Annotated in this window: 23 protein-coding genes and 1 tRNA gene; 16 read left to right on the top strand and 8 right to left on the bottom strand. The window is 63.5% G+C overall.

Annotated features, from left to right (window positions below; translation table 11 throughout):
• Positions 1 to 30 precede the first annotated feature (30 nt).
• Positions 31 to 831, bottom strand: coding sequence for a cytochrome c (locus H618_RS0108195; RefSeq protein WP_028694614.1), 801 nt, complete (start codon positions 829 to 831; stop codon positions 31 to 33).
• Between the two features lie 520 nt (positions 832 to 1,351).
• On the opposite strand from H618_RS0108195, the gene H618_RS0108185 reads away from it, so the two are divergent.
• Positions 1,352 to 2,074, top strand: coding sequence for an amidotransferase (locus H618_RS0108185; RefSeq protein ID WP_028694613.1), 723 nt, complete (start codon positions 1,352 to 1,354; stop codon positions 2,072 to 2,074).
• Positions 2,075 to 2,089: 15 nt separating this feature from the next.
• On the opposite strand, the gene H618_RS0108180 is transcribed toward H618_RS0108185, so the two are convergent.
• Both H618_RS0108180 and H618_RS0108175 read right to left on the bottom strand, forming a co-directional pair.
• Positions 2,090 to 3,061 carry a magnesium and cobalt transport protein CorA gene (locus H618_RS0108180; protein WP_028694612.1) on the bottom strand — a complete coding sequence of 324 codons (972 nt, stop codon included), beginning with the start codon at positions 3,059 to 3,061 and terminating at the stop codon, positions 2,090 to 2,092.
• 151 nt (positions 3,062 to 3,212) lie between these two features.
• Positions 3,213 to 3,908: a crotonase/enoyl-CoA hydratase family protein gene (locus H618_RS0108175; RefSeq protein WP_028694611.1), complete on the bottom strand. Its 696-nt coding sequence runs from the start codon at positions 3,906 to 3,908 to the stop codon at positions 3,213 to 3,215.
• A 287-nt stretch (positions 3,909 to 4,195) separates the two neighbouring features.
• Between H618_RS0108175 and H618_RS0108170 the strand changes: the two genes are divergently transcribed.
• A tRNA-Ser gene (locus H618_RS0108170) sits at positions 4,196 to 4,285 on the top strand.
• A 114-nt stretch (positions 4,286 to 4,399) separates the two neighbouring features.
• Here the strand turns inward: H618_RS0108170 and H618_RS0108165 are convergent.
• From H618_RS0108165 to phhA, 4 genes are all read right to left on the bottom strand, one after another.
• The gene (locus tag H618_RS0108165) at positions 4,400 to 6,556 is read right to left on the bottom strand and encodes a TonB-dependent siderophore receptor (protein ID WP_028694610.1); all 2,157 of its coding nucleotides are present in this window, start codon (positions 6,554 to 6,556) and stop codon (positions 4,400 to 4,402) included.
• A 258-nt stretch (positions 6,557 to 6,814) separates the two neighbouring features.
• A complete protein-coding gene (locus H618_RS23275) occupies positions 6,815 to 6,943 on the bottom strand; it encodes a hypothetical protein (RefSeq protein ID WP_276203299.1) in 129 nt (42 codons plus the stop codon).
• A 128-nt stretch (positions 6,944 to 7,071) separates the two neighbouring features.
• Positions 7,072 to 7,431: a 4a-hydroxytetrahydrobiopterin dehydratase gene (locus tag H618_RS0108160; protein ID WP_028694609.1), complete on the bottom strand. Its 360-nt coding sequence runs from the start codon at positions 7,429 to 7,431 to the stop codon at positions 7,072 to 7,074.
• A gap of 38 nt (positions 7,432 to 7,469) precedes the next feature.
• Positions 7,470 to 8,255, bottom strand: coding sequence for a phenylalanine 4-monooxygenase (phhA, locus tag H618_RS0108155; RefSeq protein WP_028694608.1), 786 nt, complete (start codon positions 8,253 to 8,255; stop codon positions 7,470 to 7,472).
• Positions 8,256 to 8,510: 255 nt separating this feature from the next.
• On the opposite strand from phhA, the gene H618_RS0108150 reads away from it, so the two are divergent.
• On the top strand, positions 8,511 to 10,061 hold the full coding sequence (locus tag H618_RS0108150) for a sigma-54-dependent phenylalanine hydroxylase transcriptional regulator PhhR (RefSeq protein WP_028694607.1): 1,551 nt from the start codon (positions 8,511 to 8,513) through the stop codon (positions 10,059 to 10,061).
• A 41-nt stretch (positions 10,062 to 10,102) separates the two neighbouring features.
• Here the strand turns inward: H618_RS0108150 and H618_RS0108145 are convergent, their stop codons facing one another.
• Complete coding sequence (locus tag H618_RS0108145; RefSeq protein ID WP_028694606.1) at positions 10,103 to 10,360, bottom strand: DUF2790 domain-containing protein; 258 nt, start codon at positions 10,358 to 10,360, stop codon at positions 10,103 to 10,105.
• Between the two features lie 397 nt (positions 10,361 to 10,757).
• Here H618_RS0108145 and acs point away from each other — a divergent pair, with 397 nt between their 5' ends.
• The 13 genes from acs (at position 10,758) to astE (ending at position 25,106) form a co-directional block, all read left to right on the top strand.
• The gene (gene acs, locus H618_RS0108140; protein WP_028694605.1) at positions 10,758 to 12,719 is read left to right on the top strand and encodes an acetate--CoA ligase; all 1,962 of its coding nucleotides are present in this window, start codon (positions 10,758 to 10,760) and stop codon (positions 12,717 to 12,719) included.
• A 448-nt stretch (positions 12,720 to 13,167) separates the two neighbouring features.
• The gene (locus tag H618_RS0108135; protein WP_028694604.1) at positions 13,168 to 13,953 is read left to right on the top strand and encodes an ABC transporter substrate-binding protein; all 786 of its coding nucleotides are present in this window, start codon (positions 13,168 to 13,170) and stop codon (positions 13,951 to 13,953) included.
• An 88-nt stretch (positions 13,954 to 14,041) separates the two neighbouring features.
• Positions 14,042 to 14,731, top strand: a complete 690-nt coding sequence (locus tag H618_RS0108130; RefSeq protein WP_028694603.1) for an ABC transporter permease — start codon at positions 14,042 to 14,044, stop codon at positions 14,729 to 14,731.
• On the top strand, positions 14,728 to 15,426 hold the full coding sequence (locus tag H618_RS0108125; RefSeq protein WP_028694602.1) for an ABC transporter permease: 699 nt from the start codon (positions 14,728 to 14,730) through the stop codon (positions 15,424 to 15,426). The genes H618_RS0108130 and H618_RS0108125 overlap by 4 nt, the downstream gene beginning before the upstream one ends.
• A 22-nt stretch (positions 15,427 to 15,448) precedes the next feature.
• The gene (locus tag H618_RS0108120) at positions 15,449 to 16,213 is read left to right on the top strand and encodes an ABC transporter ATP-binding protein (protein ID WP_028694601.1); all 765 of its coding nucleotides are present in this window, start codon (positions 15,449 to 15,451) and stop codon (positions 16,211 to 16,213) included.
• Positions 16,214 to 16,304: 91 nt separating this feature from the next.
• Entirely contained in the window at positions 16,305 to 17,285 is a 981-nt protein-coding gene (argR, locus tag H618_RS0108115; RefSeq protein WP_028694600.1) for a transcriptional regulator ArgR, read from the top strand.
• 272 nt (positions 17,286 to 17,557) lie between these two features.
• Entirely contained in the window at positions 17,558 to 18,778 is a 1,221-nt protein-coding gene (locus tag H618_RS0108110; RefSeq protein WP_028694599.1) for an aspartate aminotransferase family protein, read from the top strand.
• Between the two features lie 66 nt (positions 18,779 to 18,844).
• Complete coding sequence (aruF, locus tag H618_RS0108105) at positions 18,845 to 19,864, top strand: arginine/ornithine succinyltransferase subunit alpha (protein ID WP_028694598.1); 1,020 nt, start codon at positions 18,845 to 18,847, stop codon at positions 19,862 to 19,864.
• A gap of 56 nt (positions 19,865 to 19,920) precedes the next feature.
• Complete coding sequence (gene astA, locus H618_RS0108100) at positions 19,921 to 20,952, top strand: arginine N-succinyltransferase (protein ID WP_028694597.1); 1,032 nt, start codon at positions 19,921 to 19,923, stop codon at positions 20,950 to 20,952.
• Positions 20,949 to 22,412, top strand: coding sequence for a succinylglutamate-semialdehyde dehydrogenase (gene astD / locus H618_RS0108095; protein ID WP_028694596.1), 1,464 nt, complete (start codon positions 20,949 to 20,951; stop codon positions 22,410 to 22,412). The genes astA and astD overlap by 4 nt, the downstream gene beginning before the upstream one ends.
• 22 nt (positions 22,413 to 22,434) lie before the next feature.
• The gene (gene astB / locus H618_RS0108090) at positions 22,435 to 23,784 is read left to right on the top strand and encodes an N-succinylarginine dihydrolase (protein ID WP_028694595.1); all 1,350 of its coding nucleotides are present in this window, start codon (positions 22,435 to 22,437) and stop codon (positions 23,782 to 23,784) included.
• 14 nt (positions 23,785 to 23,798) lie between these two features.
• Positions 23,799 to 24,086, top strand: a complete 288-nt coding sequence (locus tag H618_RS0108085; RefSeq protein WP_028694594.1) for a topoisomerase II — start codon at positions 23,799 to 23,801, stop codon at positions 24,084 to 24,086.
• A gap of 12 nt (positions 24,087 to 24,098) precedes the next feature.
• Entirely contained in the window at positions 24,099 to 25,106 is a 1,008-nt protein-coding gene (gene astE, locus H618_RS0108080) for a succinylglutamate desuccinylase (RefSeq protein ID WP_028694593.1), read from the top strand.
• Positions 25,107 to 25,308: the final 202 nt, after the last annotated feature.

Genomic DNA, 25,308 nt, shown 5'->3' with positions numbered 1-25,308 from the left:
CAGCGCGGACCCGGCCTGCGGGTCTGCCCTCTACGACTTGCGGCCTGCCATGTGCTTGAGGTAGGCCAGCAAGGCATCCAGCTCAGCCTCATTCAATACGCCTTCGCCAAAGCCTGGCATCTTGCCCTGTGGCCACTGGCGCAGTGCCTGCGGATCGCGAATCAGCTGGCGCAGCCAGGGCGTGGCGAAGTATTCGGTGGGGTTATGCGGCAGGTTGAGGTCGGGGCCGACCTGGGCATCGCCGCCGCCATTGAGGCGGTGGCAGGCCATGCAGTTCTGCTGGAACAGGGCAAAGCCCAGCCGCTCGGGCGCATCGGCTGGCAGCGAAGGGTCGGGGCGCATCTGCGGGAAGCGTTGTTCGACAGGTTGGAGGCGGCGCAGGCTGGCGATCTGGAACGGCCATTGTTCTGGGCGGATGCCGCTGCGCTGCGGGTCGGTCCAGACCAGATAGAACGGCCCGGCGCTAGGCTTGCCGGCGGCCAGCGGCGGCCACGGCCGTTCAGGGTCTTCCACCGCCAGCCAGGCCTGCGCGGGACCCGCTTGCAACAGCGGCGCAGCGGGCATTTCCGCAGCGAAGCCATCCAGTGCCACGGCTTGCAGGTGGTCGTCGCTGGCGATGCCCTCGAGCAATGCTGCCAGAGGCACTGCACGGTAGTGCATCGCCCGTTTGTAAGAAACGTCTGCAGGCACCTCGATGACGGCAGCCCTGGGGTGGTCGAGCAGTTCGGCAGTGCTCCACTGACGGGAGAGCGTGCCGGCGTCCAGCTGCAACTGCGCGGCACACAGGGGCAGGCTGAACAGCCACGTCAGCAGCGGCAGGCAACGGCGCATGGGCTGGCTCCGAGCGAAAGGGCTGGGCAGATTACTCGCCCGGCAGGCGTCGAGCCAGCCTGCATTCAACCGAACAGGCGGGTCATGTTCGGCAGGATGAGCAACAGCGTGGTGGCAAACACAATGAGCCCGGCCTGGCGGAACTTGGAATGTCTGAACATGGCTGACTGCCTTCTTGTTGTTATTCCTGAAAACCTGAGGGCTTGCGTGCGTGGCGTCGGATCGAGAGTAATCGGGACTACCCGTGCGTCGCGCTGAGAGCGTGTTGTCGCATATCCAACAGTAGGGCGAAGCGTATCCATGTCAGAGACCCCTTTGTTCTACTTGCCGGGCTTTTAATTGCGTTGAGTTATCGTTTTTAATTGACGCCTGTGCAATGGCTCTGGCTAGACGCGCGCAAGTGCCACAGCAACTTTGCGCGGCAGCATAGCCATTCGTCAGTACGGCCTACTTGCTTGTACGTGTCTTTCGCGTCAGTCTCTACCGCCATCCCTAACCTATGTCGTTCAGGACTACCGCCATGTCGCTACGCATCTGCATCCTGGAAACCGATGTTCTGCGCGAAGAACTGACCGCGCAGTACCAAGGCTACGGACGGATGTTCGAACAACTGTTTTCACGCCAGCGCATCGCCGCAGAGTTTTTCATCTACAACGTCATGAACGGTGACTACCCGGGCGATGATGAAACCTTCGACGCCTATCTTGTGACGGGCAGCAAAGCCGATTCGTTCGCCGACGATCAATGGATCGTCACGCTCAAGGCGTACCTGCTCAAACTTTACGCACGCGGCGAAAAATTGCTGGGGGTGTGTTTCGGTCACCAGTTGCTGGCGCTGACCCTCGGCGGCAAGGCCGAGCGGGCCGAGCAGGGCTGGGGCGTGGGTACCCATCGCTATCGGCTGGCCGCCCACGCGCCGTGGATGGACCCGAAGGTCACCGAGCTGACCTTGCTGATCAGCCATCAGGATCAGGTCACGCAATTGCCGGAAGGCGCGACGGTCATCGCCTCGAGTGATTTCTGCCCGAACGCGGCGTACCACATCGGTGATCAGGTGCTGTGTTTCCAGGGGCACCCGGAGTTCGTCAACGACTACTCACGGGCCTTGCTCGACGCCCGTCAGCAGCATCTGGGCGATGAGGTGTACCAACGCGCTGTGGCCAGCCTTGCGACCGAGCATCAGGGCGATCTGGTCGGTGAGTGGATGTTGCGCTTCATCGCGCATGGGCCGGCCAAAGCCTGAAGCCGCTAGCGCGCTTTAGAGCCAGCCTGAGCGCTTGAAACTTGCATACAGGCCGACGCAGCCCAGGCCGATCAGCGACAGCACGGCGAAGTAGCCGTATTGCCAGTCCAGTTCCGGCATGTTCTTGAAGTTCATCCCGTAGATGCCGGCAATGGCCGTGGGCAGCGCCAGGATCGCCGCCCACGCGGCGAACTTGCGCTGGGTCAGGCTCTGGCGCGATGACTCCAGCAACATGCCCACCTCGATGGTCTGGCTGGCGATGTCGCGAATGGTGCTCAAGTCTTCCATCTGCCGATTGACGTGGATCTGCACGTCACGGAAGTAGGGGCGCATGTTCTTGTCGATGAAGGGGAAGTTCAGCCGCTGCAGTTCCTCACCAATCTCGACCATCGGCGCCACGTAGCGGCGCATGCGCAAGGTATCGCGGCGCAGGCAGTGCAAGCGCTGGATGTCGGCTTCGCGCAAAGACTTGGTCAGCACGGTGTGCTCCAGCGCTTCGATTTCTTCGTGAATCGCTTCGCTGACCGGTTGATAGTTTTCGGTGACGAAATCCAGCAGCGCGTACAGCACGAAGTCTTCGCCATGTTCGAGCAGCAACGGGCGCGCCTCGCAGCGCTGACGCACCAGGGCGTATGACTGCGAATGGCCGTTGCGGCAGGTGATGACGTAACCCTTGCCGGCAAAAATGTGGGTTTCGATGAAGGCCAGGCGGCCTTCGTCGCGCACCGGGGAATAGGTGACGATGAACAAGGCGTCACCGAAGGTCTCGAGCTTGGGTTTGCTGTGCTTTTCCAGCGCGTCTTCGATGGCCAGTTCATGCAGGCCGAATTGCTGCTGCAAAGTGTGCAGCACTTGAGCGGTGGGCTCCTCCAGGCCTATCCAGACGAAGTGCCCGGGCTTTTGCGCCCATTCACGGCCCTCCTCGAGGCTGATGTTGGTGACCTTCCTGCCAGCGCTGTAGACCGCCGCCGCAACGACTCGACCCATGGTTTCTCCGATTGTCAGCCTAGGCTCTGTATGAAAAGCCCTGATACTTGGTGATACTGCGTTGAAAACAGCCTCGGAATGCTCATTTACAACCCGTAAACTCCGCTTCCTCGGCTGTTTTCGCCTTGTCTCCCCGGCGTCTCAGAACTTTTCATACAGAACCCAGGTGCGCCTGGTCACGGACGATGGCTTCGTCCAAGGCCGTGAGCAGCCCGTGGCGCACCTTCAGTTTGGTGTTCTTGTGGGCCAGCATGTTCAGTTTTTTCAGCTCACGGGCCACGTTCAGCGCGGTCTCGTGCAGTTGTGCGGCGGGCACCACCTGGTCGAGGAAGCCGGCATCGACCGCAGCGTGGGGGTCGAACACCTCGGCGTTGATCACCGCGCGATGGAAGGCCGAGCGGCGCAGGCGGTCGCGGGCCAGTTCGATGCCGGCGTAGTGCATGGTCATGCCGATCTGCACCTCGTTCAGGCAGATCTTGTACGGCCCCTCGATGCCAATGCGGTAATCGGCAGCCAGCAGCAGAAAGGCACCCTTGGCCACGGCGTTGCCCGGGCAGGCGATGACCACCGGGAAGGGGTGGGCGAGCAACCGGCGAGTCAGCGCCGAACCCGCGCTGACCAGATCGACCGCCTGTTTTGGCCCGGCGCTCATGACCTTGAGGTCGTAGCCGCCGGAAAGGATTCCGGGTTGGCCGGTGATGATCACCACGGCGCGCTCTTGCTCGGCGCGGTCGAGCAGGGTGTGGAAAGTGGTGATCAGCTCTGGCGAGATGGCGTTGACCTTGCCATTGCTGAGGGTGAGGGTGGCGATGCCGTCTTCGGCGTGGTAGGTGATCAGCTCGCTCATGGCGTTATCCTTGTGTGGGCGTGGCGCCGACGTTACCCAGCGCAGACTGACAGGTAAAGCGACAAGACTGACTGCCCGGTCAGCCATCCTGCCTCGGGCCCGCCTACGCAGGTGTGGAAAGCCTGCCTGGGAAAAGCGCCCGGGTGATTGGCATCGATGCCCTGGCCCGCACGTGGCCGCGTATCACCTGCTTAAGCACATGAAAATATTCAAAAAAGCGCTTGCCAAAGGGCAGGCCTTCCACTAAATTAGCGCGCCTCGACAGGCTGAATGGCTTGAAGAGAAACGGTGAAGTGTCCGAGTGGTCGAAGGAGCACGCCTGGAAAGTGTGTATACGAGAAATCGTATCAAGGGTTCAAATCCCTTCTTCACCGCCACATTCGTCAAGAAGCCCCCGCCTCGAAAGAAGCGGGGGCTTTTTGCATTCTGGCCGGCAGGGCCTCGGGGCGACGGGCCATGGCGCGGGGCGTCGATGCCCCGCGCCGTCAGCCTCAGAAACTGACCGACGCCGATACCCTTGCCGTGCGCGGCGCGCCCTGGAACAGGTAGTCGTCGCCCAGGTAGTCGCCGACATCACGCCAGTAGCGTTTATCGAACAGGTTGTCGACGGTCAGCCTGAGTACCGTGTCGTAGCCGGAAATCCGCGTCTGGTAGCGGCTGCCCACATCGAACACCGTATAGCCGCCGGCCTCGACGTTGCCGCTGCGGTCGGCGTACTTGCTGGCGCTGTAGCGCGCGCCGGCGAGCAAGGCCAGGCCCGGCACCGGCAGGCTGTAGTCGGCTTGCAAGGCCGCGCGCAGCTTGGGCACGTTGAGCACCTGATGACCTTCGTAGGCGGGCGTACCGCTGTTTTCCATGCGCGCGCGAATCGCCGCGGCGCTGGCGTGCAGTTGCAGGCGCTCGGTGGCCTGGCCGCTGGCGCTCAGTTCAAGGCCGGTGTTCTTGCGCTGGCCTTGCTCGAGGTAGAGGTAGCTGCCGTCCGCTTCGGGCCTGGCGTACTGATTGGCCTGGCGAATCTGGAACAACGCAGCGCCGAAACTCATGCCGCGCCATTCACGCTTGGCGCCCAGCTCCAGCTGGTGCGACAGGCTCGGGGCAAGGATTTCGTTGTGGTTGCTGGCGTAGATCGGCGCCGTGCCACCGGCTGAGAGACCCTTGGCATAGCTCAGATACAAGGTGGTGTCGGCCTGCGGTTTGTAGATTAGCGCGGCGTTGGGCAGCAGTTGGTAGCGCTGGGTGTGACGCCCCGGCGTGCGGCCTTCGCCCCAGGTCTGTTCGTCCAGGCGCACCTGGCGGGCGCCGAGCACGGTCTGCCAGTGCTCATCGAAGCGGATGGTATCGGTGAAGAACAGGCCGTACTGGCGGCTGTCCAGGCGTCGCTCGAGGCGGCCATTGGCGCGTGTGGCAGGGTCGGCGGGCGGGGCATCTTCGCCGATGTTGCCGGCGCCGACGTACTCGCTGTAGTACGGCCGTTGATCGAGGGTACGGCGCTGCGCGGTGCTGCCCATTGTGAGGTCGTGGCTCACGCCCAAGGCGTCGAAGCGGCCATTGAGAGTGGCCTGCGCCTCGACCACCCGGCGGGTGTCGTCGGGGCTGCGAAAGTCATAGAGGTCGTAGTCGCCTTCGGGGCTGAAGTAATTGGGATTGACTGCATCGGCGCAGCTTGGCGCGCCATAACAGCCCCAGGCGAAGGCGCTGTAGTCGTCGATCACCACCTGGCTGCGCGAGGCGCTGACTGCACCGGTCCAGATGTCGTCGAAGCGGTATTCGAAGCGCCCGCCGAGGTTCAGCGAATCGCTCTGCACCGGCTTGGCCCAGCTCTGGTAGCCGAGGCGGTCGCGCGGGTTCACGCCGTGGGGCAGGGCGCTGTTGCCCAGCAGTTGGTAGCCCGGCACCGACTGCTGTTCGCGGTGCTGGTACTCGGCGTCCAGTTGCAGGGTGGCTGCGGGGCTGATCTGCCAGTCGAAGGCCAGCGAGGCGAAGTCGCGGCGGCCGTCGGCGTGATCGACGTAGGAGCGGATGTCTTCATGGGCCAGGTTGGCGCGCAGGCCGAACTGCCGCTCGCTGCCGAACCAGCCGCCCAGGTCGGTGGCCAGGTAACGTTCGCCCTGCTCGTTGCTGGCGACGGTGACGCTGCGCACGTCTTCGGCGCGTTTGGTCACGTAGTTGATCAGCCCGCCCGGTTCGGCAACGCCGCTGTACAGGCCCGACAAGCCCTTGAGCAGTTCCACCTGCTGCTTGTTCTCCAGCGCGACGTTCTGCTCGCCGGCAATGGTCTGGCCATTGATGCGGTAGCTGCTGGCCGCATTGAGGGCGAACCCGCGCACGTTGAAGTTTTCGTAGTAGCCGATCGGTGCGTAGCTTTCGCCCACCGAGGCGTCGCTCTGTAGCACTTCGCTGAGCAGGCGCACCTGGCGATCGTCCAGCAGTTGCCGGTTGAACACGCTGACGGCCGCTGGTGTGTCGAGCAGCGGCGTCGCCGACTTGCCGGTGACTTGTGCGTCGCGTGCCTGATAGCCGTTGCTCGAGACGCTGCCGGAAATCTCCACCGGCGCCAGGGTCACGTCTTCGACAGCCCAGGCCTGGGCAGGCAGGGACATGCTCAGGGCCAGCAGGCTCAGCGGCAGGCGAGGGTGAAGCGAGGACATGCGAACTCCTTGGCGGCGGGCGGGAACACAGCGATAGGCGCGAGTGACGGCGATAATGGCTTTGCGCCATTTTTCCGCGCGACATGGTAGCAGGCCCGCTGCTCTATAAGCAGAAAGCCGATCTGTGTAGGAGGAACGAGTGGAGAGGCGGGAAATTATCGATTGCGTGGGGGGTGCTGTTCGGCAGGGCGGCGTGGAAAACGGCTGTCGGGTGGTCCCGGCATTCAGCTGTTTTTCACGCCGTCATGCGCTGGGGCGTCAGTCCTGTTCGGCGCTGGCGGGTTCTTCGACGTCATGCTCGGACGTCGTTGCGGGTTCGGCCTGGGCGCTAACGGCAGGCTCTTCGGGGTTCAGGCTTGGGAAGGGATGGTTCGGGATTTCATGCATCTCGAGGTCCTCGCAAGGATGAGTCAACGGACAGCACCAGGCAGGCCTGGGCAAGCTGTAGCCGGGGCAGCATACCGGAGTTTGTGTGACCGTTTTGAGCTTTGAGCTTCACGCTCGTGGCTTGCAGCTCACGTCTTTCGCCCTTCGGCATTCTCGGCGACCTGGTCGGTGCGGGCGCACATGATGAAATCGTTGCGGTGCAGGCCTTTGATCGAATGGCTCCACCAGGTCACGGTGACCTTGCCCCATTCGGTCAGCAGGCCCGGGTGATGGCCCTCGGCTTCGGCGATCTCGCCCACGGCATTGGTGAAGGCCAGGGCGTGCCTGAAGTTCTTGAAGCGGAACACCCGCTCCAGCTCCATGTGCCCATCGCGCACTTCGACGCTCCAGTCGGGGATTTCACCAATCAGTTCGGCCAGCTCTTGTTCGCTGACTTTCGGCGCGTCTGCGCTGCAGGCTTCGCAATGGTTCTGGTGCAACGTGGTCATGGCAACGATTCCTTGCAGAAATAATGAGACAAGGCGCCTCAGGCAGCCTTGGGCGGGAATTTGGGGGCATGCAGGCCAAGCGCGGTCGCCTGGGCGACCAGCGCCATGACGTCTTCGTGGGCCAGGTCGAACAGGCGCTTGAGGCTGGGCAGGGTGAAGTACACCGGCTGCAGGATATCGATGCGGTAGGGCGTACGCATGGCTTCTATCGGATCGAACGCCTGGTGCTCGGGCTCGCCCGACAGCGCATAACGGGTTTCCTTGGGCGAGGAGAGAATCCCGCCGCCATAGATGCGCGTGCCGTGCGCCGTGTCGAGCAGGCCGAACTCGATGGTCATCCAGTACAGCCGCGCCAAGTACACCCGTTGCTCCTTGCTGGCCGCCAGGCCCAGCTGGCCGTAGGCGTGGGTGAATTCGGCGAACCAGGGGTTGGTCAGCAGCGGGCAGTGGCCGAAGATCTCGTGGAAGATGTCCGGCTCTTGCAGATAGTCGAGTTCTTCAGGGGTGCGAATGAAGGTGGCGACCGGAAAGCGCTTGCTGGCCAGCAGCTCGAAGAAGGTCTGAAAAGGGATCAGCGCCGGTACGCGGGCGACCTGCCAGCCGGTGGTGGCGCCGAGTACCTGATTGATTTCACTCAGTTGCGGAATGCGTTCGTGGGGCAGGTCGAGCCGCTCCAGACCATGCATGAACTCGTCGCAGGCGCGGCCCTCGATCACCTTGAGCTGGCGGGTAATGAGGGTGTTCCACACCTCATGCTCCGCGGCTGGGTAGTCGATGAACCCGTTGGCATCGGGTTCGCGTGCCACATAGTGCGTCTGTTTCATGTCGCTCTCCTGATGAAAGCTTTGTTGTTGTGGGATGCACATAGGTTCAGTTGTAGCGCCGAGCGTGCCCTTGCGCATCGCCCCACCAGCGAGCAAAAGTGAGCGTGTGTCGGATGTTTCGTAACGTAAATTTTACAAGCGCTAAAGGTTGCCGGATTATCTGTTTCGAGACACGTCCATATCCGGGATGTTTGTCAGGTTTTCTTTACGGAATTTCTGCGTCGAGGGCAGGTTCTCGACGCTCTGCGAGGCGACATGCGAATCAAAGTGCACTGCCAGAACCGCATCGGCATCCTGCGCGACATCCTCGACCTGCTGGTGGACTACGGCATCAACGTGCGGCGTGGCGAGGTGGGCGGCGACCATGGCAATGCCATCTACCTGCACTGTCCGAACCTGATCAACCTGCAGTTCCAGGCGCTGCGGGCAAAATTCGAAGCGATTGCCGGGGTGTTCGGCGTCAAGCGTGTCGGCCTGATGCCCAGCGAGCGGCGGCACATGGAGCTCAACGCGCTGCTTGGGGCGCTGGAGTTCCCGGTGTTGTCGGTCGACATGGCTGGCAGCATCGTCGCGGCCAACCGCGGTGCCGCGCAGTTGCTTGGGGTGCGGGTCGACGAGGTCCCGGGGTTGCCGCTGTCGCGCTATGTCGAGGATTTCGACCTGCCGGCGCTGGTGCGCTCGCACAAGTCGCGGGTCAACGGCCTACGTGTGCAGGTGCGCGGCGATGTGTTCCTGGCCGACATCGCGCCGTTGCAGATGGAGCACGACGACAGCGAGGCCCTGGCCGGCGCCGTGCTCACCCTGCACCGCGCCGACCGCATCGGCGAGCGTATCTACAACGTGCGCAAGCAAGAGCTGCGCGGCTTCGACAGTATCTTCCAGAGCTCGCGCTCGATGGCCGCGGTGGTACGTGAAGCGCGGCGCATGGCGCCGCTCGACGCGCCGCTGCTGATCGAGGGGGAAACCGGCACCGGCAAAGAGCTGCTGGCCCGTGCTTGTCACCTGGCAAGCCCGCGCGGACAGGCGCCGTTGATGGCGCTCAATTGCGCCGGACTGCCTGAATCACGCGCGGAGACCGAGCTGTTCGGCTATGGCCCGGGGGCGTTCGAAGGGGCGCGGGCCGAAGGCAAGCTGGGCCTGCTGGAGCTCACCGCTGGCGGTACCTTGTTCCTCGACGGTGTCGACGAAATGAGCCCGCGCTTGCAGGTCAAGCTGTTGCGCTTCTTGCAGGATGGCGGTTTTCGCAGGGTCGGCAGCGACGATGAGGTGTATCTGGATGTGCGGGTGATCTGCGCCACCCAGCTGGATCTTTCCGAGCTGTGCGCCCGCGGCGAATTTCGCCAGGACCTGTATCACCGGCTCAACGTGCTTTCACTGCACATTCCGCCCTTGCGTGAATGCCTCGATGGCCTGCCTGGGTTGGTCGAGCATTTTCTCGATCAGGCCAGTCGGCAGATTGGTTGTGCCTTGCCACGGTTAATGCCGGGCGCCTTCGAAAAGTTGGCGGCTTATCAATGGCCGGGTAATGTGCGGCAACTTGAGAATGTAATGTTTCAGGCAGTTTCATTGGCCGAAGAAGGGGCGGTCAATGCTGAACATATTCGCTTGCCTGATTATGGGGTGCGTCAGCCATTGGGTGAGTTTTCCCTGGATGGAAGTCTGGCCGATATTGTCGGGCGTTTTGAAAAGGCGGTACTTGAACGCCTGGCGCTGGAACATTCCAGCAGTCGTGCGTTGGGTAAGCGTCTGGGGGTTTCCCACACCACGATCGCCAATAAGCTGCGCGACTATGGGATCAGCCGCTGACAAAGCCACAGGGCCGGGGTGCGGCCCTGTGCAGGCGCTGTTCAGCCGTTCGAGCAGCCGTTGCCCATGACTTCGTATTCGACCACATGGCGCTGGCCGTGGGAGTCTTCGTATGTCATGCGCGCCGGTACCACGGCGCAGACATTGGCCACAGGGCTCATGTTCAAGACCTTGGCAACATCCAGGTGCTGCGAGTAACTGTAGGTTTCGACCGCAGGTTCAGCGGTCGCGGACGCGGCGTCGTCGGCCAGTGCTGCGCCACAGACGCTGCCCAGAACCAATGCCAGTAGAACTTTCATGTTCGAATTACCTGTTTGAACTCGTGGGGCGGCCCGACGCATGAAATACGCCGTGCAGCCAACGAAGTAGGAAGTGTCGGAAGTTGCTGATTAATACGGCCGTGGTGGGGGTGGTCGTCGGTGTTAATCAGTGCCGTTGCAGGCAGGAAGAAGTTTAAGCGGTGGTCGCCGAGTTAAAACAGAGCGCATTTTGATAAAGATTTTTCGTCTTTCGACAAGAATCATCGGGCGGTCCGCCGCAGGTGCCTGCTGATTGGGCGTGGCACTGGGTAATAGCACGGTGCTGGCCTGCGAACAAAGCCGCGCGCCGCTACTACCAACGTCGAATGGCCGCCGCGAGTCTGTTACCGTTACAACGGTCCCATACAAAAACAACTATTAAACCGAGGTATCAGAGATGAGTGCCGCTCCACTGTATCCCGTGCGTCCCGAGGTCGCCGCCAGCACCCTGACTGACGAGGCCACCTACAAGGCCATGTACCAGCAGTCGGTGATCAACCCGGATGGCTTCTGGCGCGAGCAGGCCCAGCGCCTGGATTGGATCAAGCCCTTCAGCAAGGTCAAGCAGACCTCGTTCGACGACCACCATGTCGATATCAAGTGGTTTGCCGACGGCACTCTGAACGTGTCCTACAACTGCCTGGACCGCCACCTCGAAGAGCGCGGCGATCAGGTAGCGATCATATGGGAGGGTGATGACCCGACCCAGAGCCGCAACATCACCTACCGCGAACTCCACGAAGACGTCTGCAAATTCGCCAACGCCCTGCGCGGGCAGGACGTGCACCGCGGGGACGTGGTGACCATCTACATGCCGATGATTCCCGAGGCGGTGGTGGCCATGCTGGCCTGCGCCCGAATCGGCGCGATCCACTCAGTGGTCTTCGGTGGCTTCTCGCCCGAAGCGCTGGCCGGTCGCATCATCGACTGCAGCTCGAAGGTGGTCATCACCGCCGACGAGGGCGTGCGCGGCGGTCGCCGTACCCCGCTGAAGGCCAATGTCGACCTGGCGCTGACCAACCCGGAAACCTCGACGGTGCAGAAGATCATCGTCTGCAAGCGCACCGGCGGCGATATCGCCTGGCACCAGCACCGCGACATCTGGTACGAAGACCTCATGGCGGTGGCCTCCAAGCACTGCGCGCCGAAAGAAATGGGCGCCGAGGAAACCCTGTTCATTCTCTATACCTCAGGCTCCACCGGTAAGCCCAAGGGCGTGCAGCACACCACCGGCGGTTACCTGTTGTACGCAGCGCTGACCCACGAGCGCGTATTCGACTACCGGCCTGGCGAAGTCTACTGGTGCACCGCCGACGTCGGCTGGGTCACCGGCCACAGCTACATCGTCTATGGCCCGCTGGCCAACGGCGCCACCACCGTACTGTTCGAGGGCGTGCCGAACTACCCGGACATCACCCGCGTGTCGAAGATCGTCGACAAGCACAAGGTCAACATCCTCTACACCGCCCCGACCGCCATTCGCGCCATGATGGCCGAAGGTGAGGCGGCCGTCGCCGGTGCCGATGGCTCCAGCCTGCGCCTGCTCGGTTCGGTCGGCGAGCCGATCAACCCCGAGGCCTGGAACTGGTACCACAACGTGGTCGGCAAGCAGCAGTGCCCGATCGTCGACACCTGGTGGCAGACCGAAACCGGCGGCATCCTCATCAGCCCGCTGCCCGGCGCCACCGCGCTCAAACCAGGCTCGGCAACCCGTCCGTTCTTCGGCGTTGTGCCGGCTCTGGTCGACAACCTGGGCAACCTGATCGACGGCGCCGCCGAAGGCAACCTGGTGATTCTCGATTCCTGGCCAGGGCAGTCGCGCTCGCTGTACGGTGACCACGACCGTTTCGTCGACACCTATTTCAAGACCTTCCGCGGCATGTACTTCACCGGCGACGGCGCGCGCCGCGACGAAGACGGCTACTACTGGATCACCGGCCGCGTCGATGACGTGCTCAACGTCTCGGGGCACCGCATGGGTACCGCCGAAATCGAAAGTGCCATGGTCGCCCACAGCAAGGTCGCCGAAGCGGCGGTGGTGGGCGTGCCCCACGACCTCAAAGGGCAGGGCATCTACGTGTACGTGACCCTGAATGCCGGTGAAGAGCCAAGCGAGCAATTGCGCCAGGAGCTGAAGACCTGGGTGCGCAAGGAAATCGGCCCGATCGCCTCGCCGGATGTCATTCAGTGGGCGCCAGGCCTGCCCAAGACCCGCTCGGGCAAGATCATGCGGCGGATCCTGCGCAAGATCGCCACCGGCGAATACGATGCACTGGGCGATATCTCCACCCTGGCCGACCCAGGCGTGGTCCAGCATCTGATCGACACGCACAAGGCCATGAACCTGGCGAGTGCCTGATCCGATGACCACTGGGGCCGCTTAGCGGCCCCTTTCATTTTCGACGACTGTTACTGATTCCGGCGCCCGCCCCGCATTGGGGCATCGGGAAACACAAATGCGGAACGATGGTGCAATATCATTGCCCTGCACACTGCTGCTGAATCGCTGCACTTGCCGTCGCACCGGGCTTTGCCAATAATAGGCCCGCTTATTGCTTGACTCACGGGTTGTTTTCCTCTCGCTCTTGCATATCCTGCAAGGGCTGTCAATGCCATCCGCTACGTATTCATGCGCTTCTATACATAGTTGTCGCTTTGAAGAAATATCGACTTCCGCGCTGTCGTTAAAATGCCACGTCGCTGTGCTCAGCGACCCTGGTCGATGCCCGTGGCTCACGCTGTACCCATTGGCATACCTGGCAGCCGTTACACTGTCCTGTATTGCCCCGTACCGATGGAGTTACCTGATGAAGAAGCTTGCACTGCTCGGCGCCCTGGCGCTGTCCGTGATGTCCCTGGTATCGCATGCCGACGAGAAACCGCTGAAGATCGGTATCGAAGCGGCCTACCCACCGTTCGCCTTCAAGCAGCCCGACGGCAGCCTGGCGGGCTTCGACTACGATATCGGCAATGCCTTGTGCGAGCAGATGAAAGCCAAGTGCACCTGGGTCGAGCAAGAGTTCGACGGCCTGATTCCGGCACTCAAGGTGCGCAAGATCGACGCCATTCTGTCGTCGATGTCGATTACCGAAGATCGCAAGAAGTCGGTCGACTTCACCAAGCGCTACTACCTGACCCCAGCGCGCCTGGTGATGAAGGAAGGCACCAGCGTCGGTGACAGCCTCGACGAGCTCAAGGGCAAGAAGATCGGCGTGCAGCGTGGTTCGATCCACGACCGTTTCGCCAAGGAAGTACTGGCGCCCAAAGGCGCGACCGTGGTGCCGTACGGCACGCAGAACGAAATCTACCTCGACGTCGCCGCTGGCCGCCTCGACGGCACCGTGGCCGATGCCACGCTGCTCGAAGATGGCTTCCTCAAGACCGACGCCGGCAAGGGCTATGCCTTCGTCGGCCCGGCCTTCACCGACGTGAAGTACTTCGGTGACGGTGTCGGTATCGCCGTACGCAAGGGTGACGATGCCAACCGCGAGCGCATCAACGCCGCCATCGACGCGATCCGTGCCAACGGCACGTACAAGAAGATCGAAGCCAAGTACTTCAACTTCGATATCTACGGTCCAGACTCGCAATAAGACGGGTTTCGCCTGTGCAATGGTGCAAACGGCAGCACAGCTGTGGTTTGCGCCATTTTTCATTTCCAAGCCGTGAGGAATTGCAAACATGTTGAAAGGCTACGGGGCAGTCATCCTCGACGGGGCGTGGCTGACGCTACAGCTCGCCTTGTCGTCGATGGCGCTGGCCACGGTACTGGGCCTGATCGGCGTGTCGCTGCGCCTGTCGCCCGTGCGCTGGCTCGCCTGGCTGGGGGATCTGTACTCCACGGTGATCCGCGGCATCCCTGACCTGGTGCTGATCCTGCTGATCTTCTATGGCGGTCAGGACATCATCAATCGCATCGCACCGCTGGTGGGATACGACGATTACATCGACCTCAACCCGATGGCGGCCGGTATCGGCACCCTGGGCTTCATTTTTGGTGCGTACCTGTCGGAAACCTTCCGCGGGGCGTTCCTCGGCATTCCCAAAGGCCAGGCAGAAGCAGGCGCTGCCTACGGCATGAACAGCTGGCAGGTGTTCTTCCGCATCATGGTGCCGCAGATGATCCGCCTGGCGATTCCAGGCTTCACCAACAACTGGCTGGTGCTGGCCAAGGCCACTGCGCTGATTTCCGTGGTGGGCCTGCAGGACATGATGTTCAAGGCCAAGCAGGCGGCCGATGCCACCCGCGAACCCTTCACTTTCTTCCTGGCGGTGGCGGCGTTGTACCTGGTGCTGACCAGTGTTTCGCTGCTGGCGCTCAAGTACCTCGAGAAGCGCTACTCGGTGGGCGTCAAGGCGGCTGAACTATGATCTTCGACTACAACGTCATCTGGGACGCCATGCCGCTGTACCTGGACGGGCTGCTGACCACCCTCAAGGTGTTGCTGATTTCGCTGTTCTTCGGCCTGCTGGCCGCTGTTCCGCTGGGCTTGATGCGCGTGTCGAAGAACCCCTGGGTGAACCTGCCGGCCTGGCTCTACACCTATGTCATCCGCGGCACGCCGATGCTCGTGCAACTGTTCCTGATCTACTACGGCCTGGCCCAGTTCGAGGCGGTGCGCGAGAGCATCTTCTGGCCCTGGCTGTCGAGCGCCACCTTCTGCGCCTGCCTGGCGTTCGCCATCAATACCAGCGCCTACACTGCGGAAATCATCGCCGGCAGCCTCAAGGCCACGCCCCATGGCGAGATCGAAGCGGCCAAGGCCATGGGCATGTCCAAGGTCAGGATGTACCGGCGCATCCTGCTGCCCTCGGCATTGCGCCGGGCGCTGCCGCAGTACAGCAACGAAGTGATCATGATGCTGCAGACCACCAGCCTGGCGTCGATCGTCACCCTGATCGACATCACCGGCGCGGCGCGCACCGTCAACGCACAGTACTATTTGCCTTTCGAGGCCTACATCACGGCGGGGGTGTTCTACCTGTGCCTGACCTTCATCCTCGTACGCCTGTTCAAGCTGGCCGAGCGCCGCTGGCTCGGCTACCTGGCGCCGCGCAAGCACTGAACGCTCTGTGAGAATCGACCGCATGTACAAACTTCAAGTCCAAGACCTGCACAAGCGCTACGGCAGCCACGAGGTGCTCAAGGGCGTCTCGCTGGCGGCCAGAGCCGGCGATGTGATCAGCATCATCGGCTCCAGTGGCTCGGGCAAGTCGACCTTCCTGCGCTGCATCAACCTGCTCGAACAGCCCCACGCCGGCAAGATCCTGCTCAACGACGAAGAACTGAAGCTGGTCGCCGGCAAGGACGGCGCGCTGCGGGCGGCGGACGCCAAGCAGTTGCAGCGCATGCGTTCGCGCCTGTCGATGGTGTTCCAGCACTTCAACCTGTGGGCGCACATGACGGCCCTGGAAAACATCATCGAAGCGCCGGTTCAGGTGCTGGGCATGAGCAAGAAGGCAGCGCTGGAGAAGGCTGAGCACTACCTGGCCAAGGTCGGCGTCAGCCATCGCAAGGATGCCTACCCGGGACACATGTCTGGTGGTGAGCAGCAGCGCGTGGCGATCGCCCGGGCGCTGGCGATGGAGCCTGAAGTGATGCTGTTCGACGAGCCGACCTCGGCACTGGACCCGGAGCTGGTCGGCGATGTGCTCAAGGTCATGCAGGGCCTGGCCCAGGAAGGCCGGACCATGGTCGTGGTCACCCACGAAATGGGCTTTGCCCGCGAGGTCTCGAACCAGTTGGTGTTCCTGCACAAAGGTGTGGTGGAAGAAACCGGCAACCCACGCGAGGTGCTGGCCAACCCGCAATCCGAACGTCTCAAGCAGTTCCTTTCCGGCAGCCTCAAGTAAAGGCTGCCGCTTTGCACCAGAATAGGGCATCCTGCGCAGGCTACCCTTGGCGCTATCGACTCGAACGACTCAAGGCTTCGGACCGCACTCTATGACCACCCAGCGTATCGGTTTTCTCATCTGGCCCAGCACCCGGCCGCTGACCCTGGCGCTGGCCGAAGAGGTCTTGCAGGTGGCGCAGCGGGTGCACCCGGAGGTGATCTACGAGCTGGTCTTCGCCCAGGCCGAAGCGCCTGCCGAGCACGCCTGGCGCTTGCCAGGCGAGGCGTGGAACGGGCGCCTGGAAGGCTGTCACAAGCTGTTCCTGCTGGCCGATGAGCCGCCCCAGGCGCTCAGCGCTGCGTTATCCGCCGCACTCAAGCAGATCGCCCGCGCCGGTTGCATGATTGGCGGGCTGTCGGCCGGGGTATACCCGCTGGCAGCGCTTGGCCTGCTCGATGGCTACCGCGCGGCGGTGCACTGGCGCTGGCAGGATGACTTCATCGAGCGCTTCCCCAAGGTGCTTGCCACCAGCCATCTGTTCGACTGGGACCGCGACCGCCTCACTGCCTGCGGCGGCATGGCCGTCACCGACCTGCTGCTGGCGGTGCTGGCCCGCGACCACGGCGCCGAGCTGGCAGGTGCGGTGTCCGAAGAGCTGGTGGTCGAGCGCATTCGTGAAGGCGGCGAACGCCAGCGCATTCCGCTGCAGAACCGCCTGGGTTCCAGCCACCCCAAGCTGACCCAGGCCGTGCTGCTGATGGAAGCCAACATCGAAGAGCCGCTGACCACCGATGAAATCGCCCAGCATGTGTGCGTGTCGCGCCGCCAGCTCGAGCGCATCTTCAAGCAGTACCTGAGCCGCGTGCCCAGCCAGTACTACCTGGAACTGCGGCTGAACAAGGCGCGGCAGATGCTCATGCAGACCAGCAAGTCGATCATCCAGATCGGTTTGTCGTGCGGGTTCTCGTCAGGGCCGCATTTCTCCAGCGCCTACCGTAATTTCTTCGGCGCCACCCCCCGTGAAGACCGCAACCAGCGGCGCAACAGCAGCCCGTTCGAGCTGAGCTCGGCGCCGGTGGAGAAGGGTTGAGGGCGGCTTGGGCCACAGCGTCGCAGCCCCCGCTCGGCGCCGCGATGAATACTGCCGCAGGCATCTGCAAACTGCCCCGTTCACCGCACCTCGCTGTGTCGGTACACTGCGCCTTTGCGACAACATTTGTCGCATTGTCGAAAGCCCGGTACAAAGCCGGTTTGGCGCTGTAACAAGTTGTCGCCTGACGGCAAGGGTCAGCGCCGAGCAGTCCTTACAATTCCCCAACGCTGACCATCCCCATGGACGGCGTTCCTCTCCAGGAGACTCCGATGTCCGTTGAGCAAGCCCCGGTGCAACGTGCCGACTTCGATCAAGTAATGGTTCCCAACTATGCCCCGGCAGCGTTCATTCCGGTGCGCGGCGCGGGCTCGCGCGTATGGGATCAGGCCGGGCGCGAACTGATCGACTTCGCTGGCGGTATCGCGGTCAATGCCCTCGGCCATTGCCACCCGGCGCTGGTCAAGGCGCTCACCGAGCAGGCCAACACGCTCTGGCACGTGTCCAACGTGTTCACCAACGAGCCGGCACTGCGCCTGGCGCACAAGCTGGTGGCCGCGACCTTCGCCGACCGCGCGTTCTTCTGCAACTCCGGCGCCGAAGCCAACGAGGCGGCGTTCAAGCTCGCCCGCCGCGTGGCCCATGACCGTTTCGGTGCCGACAAGCACGAAATCATCGCCACCGTGAACAGCTTCCACGGGCGCACCCTTTTCACCGTCAGCGTCGGCGGCCAGCCGAAGTATTCCGACGGCTTCGGGCCGAAAATCACCGGCATCAGCCATGTTGCCTACAACGACCTGGACGCGCTCAAGGCGCAGATCTCCGACAAGACCTGCGCCGTGGTGATCGAGCCGATTCAGGGCGAGAGCGGCGTGGTGCCGGCCGACCAGGCCTACCTGGAAGGCGCGCGCAAACTGTGCGACGAGCACAACGCGTTGCTGATCTTCGACGAAGTGCAGACCGGCGTCGGCCGTACGGGTTCGCTGTACGCCTACCAGCATTTTGGCGTGACCCCGGACATCCTCACCAGCGCCAAGAGCCTGGGCGGCGGCTTCCCGATCGGCGCCATGCTCACCACCGAGGCGCTGGCCAGCCACTTCGCCCCCGGCACCCACGGCACCACCTACGGCGGCAACCCGCTGGGCTGCGCGGTGGCCTGCGCGGTGCTCGATGTGGTCAACACGCCCGAAACCCTGGCCGGCATTCGTGAACGGCACCAGCGCTTCAAGAGCCGTCTTGAGCAGATCGGCCAAGAGCACCAGCTGTTCAGCCAGGTGCGCGGCGTCGGCCTGTTGATCGGCTGCGTGCTCAGCCCAGCCTGGGCGGGCAAGGCCAAGGACGTGCTCAACGCCGCCGAGCAGGAAGGCGTCATGGTGCTCCAGGCCGGGCCCGACGTGGTGCGCTTCGCGCCAAGCCTGGTGATCGAACACGCTGATATCGACGAAGGCCTCGAGCGCTTCGCCCGCGCCGTGGCGCGCCTGACTCAGGCCTGAGTCGCGGTTGCACCGTTTTCCCGCAGCGACCGGTGCGCTGCGGCTTTTTCCCAAAGGAGTGACACCATGTTGGTAATGCGCCCCGCGCAGATGGCTGATCTGAATGAAGTGCAGCGTCTGGCTGCCGACAGCCCCATCGGTGTCACCTCGTTGCCCGACGACGCGGGTCGTCTGGGCGACAAGATCGCCGTATCGGAAACCTCGTTCGCCGCCGAAGTGAGCTTCAACGGTGAGGAACGCTACTTCTTCGTCCTCGAAGACAGCGCCACCGGCAAGCTTGCCGGCTGCTCGGCGATCGTCGCCTCGGCGGGGTATTCCGAACCCTTCTACAGCTTTCGCAACGAGACCTTCGTGCACGCCTCGCGCGAGCTGAAGATCCACAACAAGATTCACGTGCTGTCGCTGTGTCACGACCTGACCGGCAACAGCCTGCTGACCAGCTTCTACGTGCTGCCGGAACTGGTCGGCACGCCCTGGGCCGAGCTCAACTCCCGTGGTCGCCTGCTGTTCATGGCGGCGCATCCAGAGCGTTTCGCCGAGTCGGTGGTCACCGAAATCGTCGGGCAAAGCGACGAGCAGGGTGATTCACCGTTCTGGGATTCTATCGGGCGCAACTTCTTCGACCTCAACTACGCCGAGGCCGAGCGCCTGTGCGGGCTCAAGAGCCGTACCTTTCTCGCCGAGCTGATGCCGCACTACCCGATCTACGTGCCCTTGCTGCCGGACAAGGCCCAGGAAGCCATGGGCCAGGTGCATCCGCGGGCGCAGATCACCTTCGACATCCTCATGCGCGAAGGCTTCGAAACCGAGCACTACATCGACATCTTCGATGGTGGCCCGACCCTGCACGCGCGAACCTCGGGCATTCGTTCGATCGCCCAGAGCCAGGTGGCTGCAGTCAGCGTGCAGGCCAGGGCCGCTGGCGGCACGCGTCCATACCTGGTGTGCAACGGCCAGTTGCAGGAGTTTCGTGCCGTGGTCCTGGAGCTCGACTGGAGCCCCGGCCAGCCGCTGGTCCTGAATATCGAAGCCGCCGATGCGCTGGGTGTGGGCGATGAAGACAGCGTGCGCCTGGTTGCCGTCTGAGCGCCTGCCTACAGTGAGTTTCGCGGCAGGCACCGGCCACCGCACAAGGAGATAGCATGATCGTTCGTCCCGTTCGCAGCAGTGACCTGCCCGCGCTGATCGAGTTGGCCCGCAGCGCCGGCACCACCGGGCTGACCACCTTGCCCGCCAACGAAGAGCGTCTGGCCCAGCGTGTGGCGCTGGCCGAGAAGAGCTTTCGCGGTGAGCTGGAGCGTGGCGACGCCGATTACCTGTTCGTGCTGGAGAACGACGAAGGTCTGGTGATCGGTATCTCCGCCATCGCCGGCGGCGTCGGCCTGCGTGAGCCCTGGTACAACTACCGGGTCGGGCTGACCGTCAGCGCCTCGCAAGAGCTGAAGATCTTCCGCGAGATTCCCACGCTGTTTCTGGCCAACGACCTGACCGGCAATTCCGAGCTGTGCTCGCTGTTTCTGCGTGGCGATTACCGCAGCGGCCTGAACGGCGGTTTGCTGGCCAAGGCGCGGCTGTTGTTCATCGCCGAATTCAGTGCGCTGTTCGGCAAGAAGGTCATCGCTGAAATGCGCGGCATGTGTGACGCCTCAGGGCGCTCGCCGTTCTGGGAGAGCCTGGGGCGGCATTTTTTCAAGATGGAATTCAGCCAGGCCGATTACCTCACCGGCATCGGCAATCGCGCCTTCATCGCCGAGCTGATGCCGCGCTTTCCGCTGTACACCTGCTTCCTGTCGGAAGCGGCGCGCAACGTCATTGGCCGGGTGCATGCCGATACCGAGCCCGCCCTGGCGATGCTTGAGCGCGAGGGTTTCACCCACCAGGGTTACGTCGACATCTTCGACGCGGGCCCTGCCATCGAGTGCGAAACCGCGAAGATTCGCGGCGTGCGCGACAGCCAGACCCTGGTGCTGGCGGTCGGCACGCCCGGCGATGACGCCACCACCTACCTGATCCACAACCGCAAGCGTGAAGACTGCCGCATCACCGCGGCCCCGGCGCGCTTTGCCGCAGGCACCCTGGTGGTCGACCCGCAGGCTGCCAAGCGCCTGCGTCTGGGCGCTGGCGACCACGTGCGTGCGGTGCCGCTGTCGGTGCCCAGGGAGTCACGGCCATGACCACCCATTATCTGGGCGGCAGTTGGCAGGTCGGCCAGGGCAGCCCGCTGCAATCGCGCAACCCGGTGACCCAGGCCGTGCTGTGGCAGGGGCAGAGCGCCTCGGCAAGTCAGGTCGAGGCGGCGGTGCAGGCGGCGCGCCAGGCGTTCCCCGCCTGGGCACAGCTGGGCCTGGATGCCCGGGTCAAACTGCTCGAAGCCTTCGCCGAACAGCTCAAGGCCAATGCCGAGCTGCTGGCCCAGTGCATTGGCGAGGAAACCGGCAAGCCGCTGTGGGAGGCCGCCACCGAAGTCACCAGCATGGTCAACAAGGTAGCGATTTCCGTGCAGAGCTATCACCAGCGCACCGGTGAGAAGCAGGCGCCGCTGGGCGATGCCACGGCCGCGCTGCGGCACAAGCCGCATGGGGTGGTGGCGGTGTTCGGGCCGTACAACTTCCCTGGGCATTTGCCCAATGGGCACATCGTTCCGGCGCTGCTGGCGGGTAATTGCGTGGTGTTCAAGCCCAGTGAACTGACCCCGAAGGTCGCGCAACTGACCCTCGACTGCTGGATTGCTGCCGGCCTGCCGGCGGGGGTGCTCAACCTGGTGCAGGGCGGACGTGACACCGGCATTGCCCTGGCCGCCAGCGAGGGCATCGATGGGCTGTTCTTTACCGGTTCCAGCGCCACCGGCACCGCCTTGCATCAGCAGTTCGGCGGGCGTGCCGAGAAAATTCTTGCCCTGGAAATGGGCGGCAACAACCCGTTGCTGGTGGAGGAGGTGGCTGATCTGGACGCCGCGGTGTATGTCATCGTGCAGTCGGCGTTCGCTTCGGCAGGGCAGCGCTGCACCTGTGCCCGCCGCCTGCTGGTGCCCTGCGGGGCCTGGGGCGATGCGCTGCTCGAACGCCTGGTGCAGGTGTGTCGCACGCTCAAGGTCGGCGCCTTCGATGAACAGCCGGCGCCGTTCATGGGGGCGGTGATTTCCCTGGACGCCGCGCAGACGCTGCTGGCTGCTCAGGCCGAGCTGCTGGCCAGCGGCGGGGTCGCGTTGCTGGCAATGACCCAGCCGCAGCCCGGTGCGGCGCTGCTCACACCCGGCATCATCGATGTCAGCGGCATCGCCGCGCCGCGCGACGAAGAGTGGTTCGGCCCGCTGTTGCAGGTGAGCCGTTACGATGATTTCGACCAGGCGATCGATCTGGCCAATGCCACCCGCTATGGCCTGGCAGCCGGTCTGCTGTCGGATTCGGCTGAGCGTTACCAGCAGTTCTGGCTGCGCAGCCGGGCCGGCATCGTCAACTGGAACAAACCCTTGACCGGCGCGGCCAGCAGCGCACCGTTCGGCGGTGTCGGCGCCAGTGGCAACCACCGCGCCAGTGCCTATTACGCGGCCGACTACTGCGCCTACCCGGTGGCCTCGCTGGAAACCGCGCAACTGAGCCTGCCAGCCACCCTGAGCCCCGGGGTGAGCCTATGACCCGCGCGGTGGAGGCTTGCCCATGAACGCCTTCGAGGTGAATTTTGACGGCCTGGTCGGGCCAACCCACAACTATGGCGGGCTGTCGTACGGCAACGTGGCCTCGCAGAGCAACAGCCAGCAAGGCTCCAATCCGCGCGAAGCGGCGCGTCAGGGCCTGGCGAAAATGAAAGCGCTGGCCGACATGGGGTTTGTCCAGGGCGTGCTCGCGCCTCAGGAGCGCCCCGACATCGCCGCCTTGCGTGGCCTGGGTTTCACCGGCAGCGATGCCGAGGTGATTCGCCGCGCTGCCCGTGAAGCCATGCCGCTGCTGATCGCCAGCTGTTCGGCGTCGAGCATGTGGGTCGCCAACGCCGCCACGGTCAGCCCCAGTGCCGACACCGCCGATGGCCGGGTGCATTTCACCGCCGCCAACCTCAATTGCAAGTACCACCGCAGCCTCGAACACCCGACCACCAGTCGCGTGCTGCAGGCCATGTTCAACGACCCGCGGCACTTCGCCCATCACCCGGCCTTGCCGGCGGTGGCGCAGTTCGGCGATGAAGGCGCGGCCAACCACACGCGCTTTTGCAAAAGTCATGGCGAGGCCGGGGTGGAGTTGTTCGTCTATGGGCGCAGCGCCTTCGACAGCCGCTTGCCGGCGCCCAGCGTCTACCCGGCACGGCAGACCCTGGAAGCGTCGCAGGCGGTGGCCCGGCTGCATGGCTTGAGCACTGATGGCGTGGTGTTCGCCCAGCAGAACCCAGCGGTGATCGATCAGGGCGTGTTTCACAACGATGTGATCGCCGTGGGCAACGGCCAAGTGCTGTTTCACCACCAGGACGCATTCCTCAACAGCGAAGCGATGCTTGGTGAGTTGCAATCCAAGCTCGCCGCCCGCGGCGGACAACTGCACACCATCGACGTGCCGCGCGCGACGGTGAGTGTGCAGGATGCAGTGGGTTCGTACCTGTTCAACAGCCAGTTGCTCAGCCGCGATGACGGCTCGATGCTGCTGGTGGTACCGGAAGAGTGCCGCAACAATCCACGGGTCTGGGGCTACCTCGGCGAGCTGCTGGCCCAGGGCGGGCCGGTTCGCCAGATCGAGGTGTTCGACCTCAAGCAGAGCATGCGCAATGGTGGCGGTCCGGCATGCCTGCGCTTGCGCGTGGCGCTCAACGCGGCGGAGCTGGCGGCGGTCAATCCTGCGGTGATCCTCGATGACGCCCTCTACACCACCTTGCTGCACTGGGTCGAGCGGCACTACCGCGACCGCCTCACCGACGCCGACCTGGCTGACCCACACCTGCTCGACGAGTCGCGCTGCGCCCTCGATGAGCTGACCCGAATCCTCCAGTTGGGCGCGGTCTATCCGTTCCAACGCCAACCTTGAAGAGAGACCCTGTAATGTCCGATGCTCTGCGCCTGATCCTCGAAGATGACGATGGCACCCAGCTGGAAACCTCCTGCAACCGTTTTGCCGTGCTGTGGCAAGGCAAGGAAGTCTGGATTCAGCAGGATGGCCGCGGCCAGTTGCTGATCGGTGTCGATGTCGCCGAGGGTGACAGCGAGTACGCCAACCTGTTGCTGCGGCCGATGGCCACCAACCTGGTCAGCCTGCAACTGGAAATGGAAGCCGCCGAGATCGACGAAGACGATCACGTGCACGGCCCTGATTGCGGTCATCACCACTAAAGGAAGCGCCCTATGCTTTCCCTCGGCAAATTGCTTGAACTGACCCTGGCCGGCCGCGAGCCGGCCGACAAGACCCAAGTGACTGTCGAGGGCGTGCGCCTGCGCTGGCTCGGCGAGGGCGCCCTGGAAGTGCGCCCGCCCGCGGCCACCGACAACGGCCTCGACCTGCTGCTTTCGGCGGGTATCCACGGCAACGAGACCGCGCCCATCGAGCTGCTCGACGAACTGCTCGGCGCCGTTGCCAGCGGCCGGCTCAAGCCGCGTGCGCGAATCCTCTTTCTGTTCGGCAATCCGGCGGCGATTCGCCGCGGCGAGCGCTATGTCGAGCACGACATCAACCGCCTGTTCAACGGCCGCCACGAGTCTGCCAGCGGCGTTGAAGCCATGCGTGCCGCCGAGCTCGAGCAGTTCGCCCGGGTATTCTTCAGCGTCCCCGAGCGCAGCCGCCTGCATTACGACCTGCACACCGCCATTCGTGGCTCGAAGATCGAGCAGTTCGCCCTGTACCCGTACCAGGAGGGTCGTGCCCATTCGCGCCGCGAACTGGCTCGGCTCAAGGCCGCCGGGGTGCAGGCGGTGCTGTTGCAGCGCAAGTCGTCGATCACCTTCAGCGCCTTCACCTACGAGCGGCTGGGCGCCGAGGCTTTCACGCTCGAGCTGGGCAAGGCACGCCCGTTCGGCCATAACGGAGTGGTCGATCTCGATCGCCTGCGTCTGCGCCTGGAGCAACTGATCGAGGGCTGCGAGCCGGCCATCGATGAGTCGCTCGAGGGTCTGCAGTTGTTCAGCGTGGCGCGCGAGGTGATCAAGCACAGCGATCAGTTTCAGCTGCACTTGCCTGACGATATCGAAAACTTCTCCGAACTGGCCCCCGGCTATTTGCTCGCCGAAGACCTGGCGCACAGCCGCTGGGTGGTGCAAGAGCAGGGCGCGCGCATCATCTTCCCCAACCCGCATGTGCGCAACGGCCTGCGCGCGGGCATCCTCATCGTGCCGGCAAGCGACAGCGAGCTGGGCTGAGCGGGGGCCACCCGGGGCAACTTCGCGCCGGCGCATGAAAACCTTTTAATTCGCCGCCTGTTTCCTTTTCCCCTGCCTTGGGCGGTAATTGGCTTGCCAGTGGCGAGAGGCTGCATTTAGCATCGCGGCATGCCGTTTTGCTTCGCATCCGCCTGAAAAGCCGTTCATTCGACGCTTTCCAACGCATAAAACACACTGCACC

Origin of the sequence: Pseudomonas cremoricolorata DSM 17059 = NBRC 16634, from assembly GCF_000425745.1 — a bacterium.
Taxonomy (GTDB): Bacteria; Pseudomonadota; Gammaproteobacteria; order Pseudomonadales; family Pseudomonadaceae; genus Aquipseudomonas; species Aquipseudomonas cremoricolorata.
The sequence above is the reverse complement of the archived record's forward strand: the minus strand, read 5'-3'. Positions and strand labels throughout refer to the sequence as shown.

What these genes read in the sequence shown, in the direction of transcription:
- H618_RS0108085 (WP_028694594.1), top strand. Translation starts at nt 23,799, where the DNA reads ATGTCCGATGCTCTGCGCCTGATCCTCGAAGATGACGATGGCACCCAG.
- argR (WP_028694600.1), top strand. Translation starts at nt 16,305, where the DNA reads ATGACCACCCAGCGTATCGGTTTTCTCATCTGGCCCAGCACCCGGCCG.
- aruF (WP_028694598.1), top strand. Translation starts at nt 18,845, where the DNA reads ATGTTGGTAATGCGCCCCGCGCAGATGGCTGATCTGAATGAAGTGCAG.
- H618_RS0108125 (WP_028694602.1), top strand. Translation starts at nt 14,728, where the DNA reads ATGATCTTCGACTACAACGTCATCTGGGACGCCATGCCGCTGTACCTG.
- H618_RS0108145 (WP_028694606.1), bottom strand. Translation starts at nt 10,360, where the DNA reads ATGAAAGTTCTACTGGCATTGGTTCTGGGCAGCGTCTGTGGCGCAGCA.
- H618_RS0108135 (WP_028694604.1), top strand. Translation starts at nt 13,168, where the DNA reads ATGAAGAAGCTTGCACTGCTCGGCGCCCTGGCGCTGTCCGTGATGTCC.
- astE (WP_028694593.1), top strand. Translation starts at nt 24,099, where the DNA reads ATGCTTTCCCTCGGCAAATTGCTTGAACTGACCCTGGCCGGCCGCGAG.
- H618_RS23275 (WP_276203299.1), bottom strand. Translation starts at nt 6,943, where the DNA reads ATGCATGAAATCCCGAACCATCCCTTCCCAAGCCTGAACCCCGAAGAG.
- H618_RS0108110 (WP_028694599.1), top strand. Translation starts at nt 17,558, where the DNA reads ATGTCCGTTGAGCAAGCCCCGGTGCAACGTGCCGACTTCGATCAAGTA.
- H618_RS0108130 (WP_028694603.1), top strand. Translation starts at nt 14,042, where the DNA reads ATGTTGAAAGGCTACGGGGCAGTCATCCTCGACGGGGCGTGGCTGACG.
- H618_RS0108165 (WP_028694610.1), bottom strand. Translation starts at nt 6,556, where the DNA reads ATGTCCTCGCTTCACCCTCGCCTGCCGCTGAGCCTGCTGGCCCTGAGC.
- H618_RS0108185 (WP_028694613.1), top strand. Translation starts at nt 1,352, where the DNA reads ATGTCGCTACGCATCTGCATCCTGGAAACCGATGTTCTGCGCGAAGAA.
- astD (WP_028694596.1), top strand. Translation starts at nt 20,949, where the DNA reads ATGACCACCCATTATCTGGGCGGCAGTTGGCAGGTCGGCCAGGGCAGC.
- H618_RS0108175 (WP_028694611.1), bottom strand. Translation starts at nt 3,908, where the DNA reads ATGAGCGAGCTGATCACCTACCACGCCGAAGACGGCATCGCCACCCTC.
- acs (WP_028694605.1), top strand. Translation starts at nt 10,758, where the DNA reads ATGAGTGCCGCTCCACTGTATCCCGTGCGTCCCGAGGTCGCCGCCAGC.
- H618_RS0108195 (WP_028694614.1), bottom strand. Translation starts at nt 831, where the DNA reads ATGCGCCGTTGCCTGCCGCTGCTGACGTGGCTGTTCAGCCTGCCCCTG.
- astA (WP_028694597.1), top strand. Translation starts at nt 19,921, where the DNA reads ATGATCGTTCGTCCCGTTCGCAGCAGTGACCTGCCCGCGCTGATCGAG.
- H618_RS0108160 (WP_028694609.1), bottom strand. Translation starts at nt 7,431, where the DNA reads ATGACCACGTTGCACCAGAACCATTGCGAAGCCTGCAGCGCAGACGCG.
- H618_RS0108120 (WP_028694601.1), top strand. Translation starts at nt 15,449, where the DNA reads ATGTACAAACTTCAAGTCCAAGACCTGCACAAGCGCTACGGCAGCCAC.
- phhA (WP_028694608.1), bottom strand. Translation starts at nt 8,255, where the DNA reads ATGAAACAGACGCACTATGTGGCACGCGAACCCGATGCCAACGGGTTC.
- astB (WP_028694595.1), top strand. Translation starts at nt 22,435, where the DNA reads ATGAACGCCTTCGAGGTGAATTTTGACGGCCTGGTCGGGCCAACCCAC.
- H618_RS0108150 (WP_028694607.1), top strand. Translation starts at nt 8,511, where the DNA reads ATGCGAATCAAAGTGCACTGCCAGAACCGCATCGGCATCCTGCGCGAC.
- H618_RS0108180 (WP_028694612.1), bottom strand. Translation starts at nt 3,061, where the DNA reads ATGGGTCGAGTCGTTGCGGCGGCGGTCTACAGCGCTGGCAGGAAGGTC.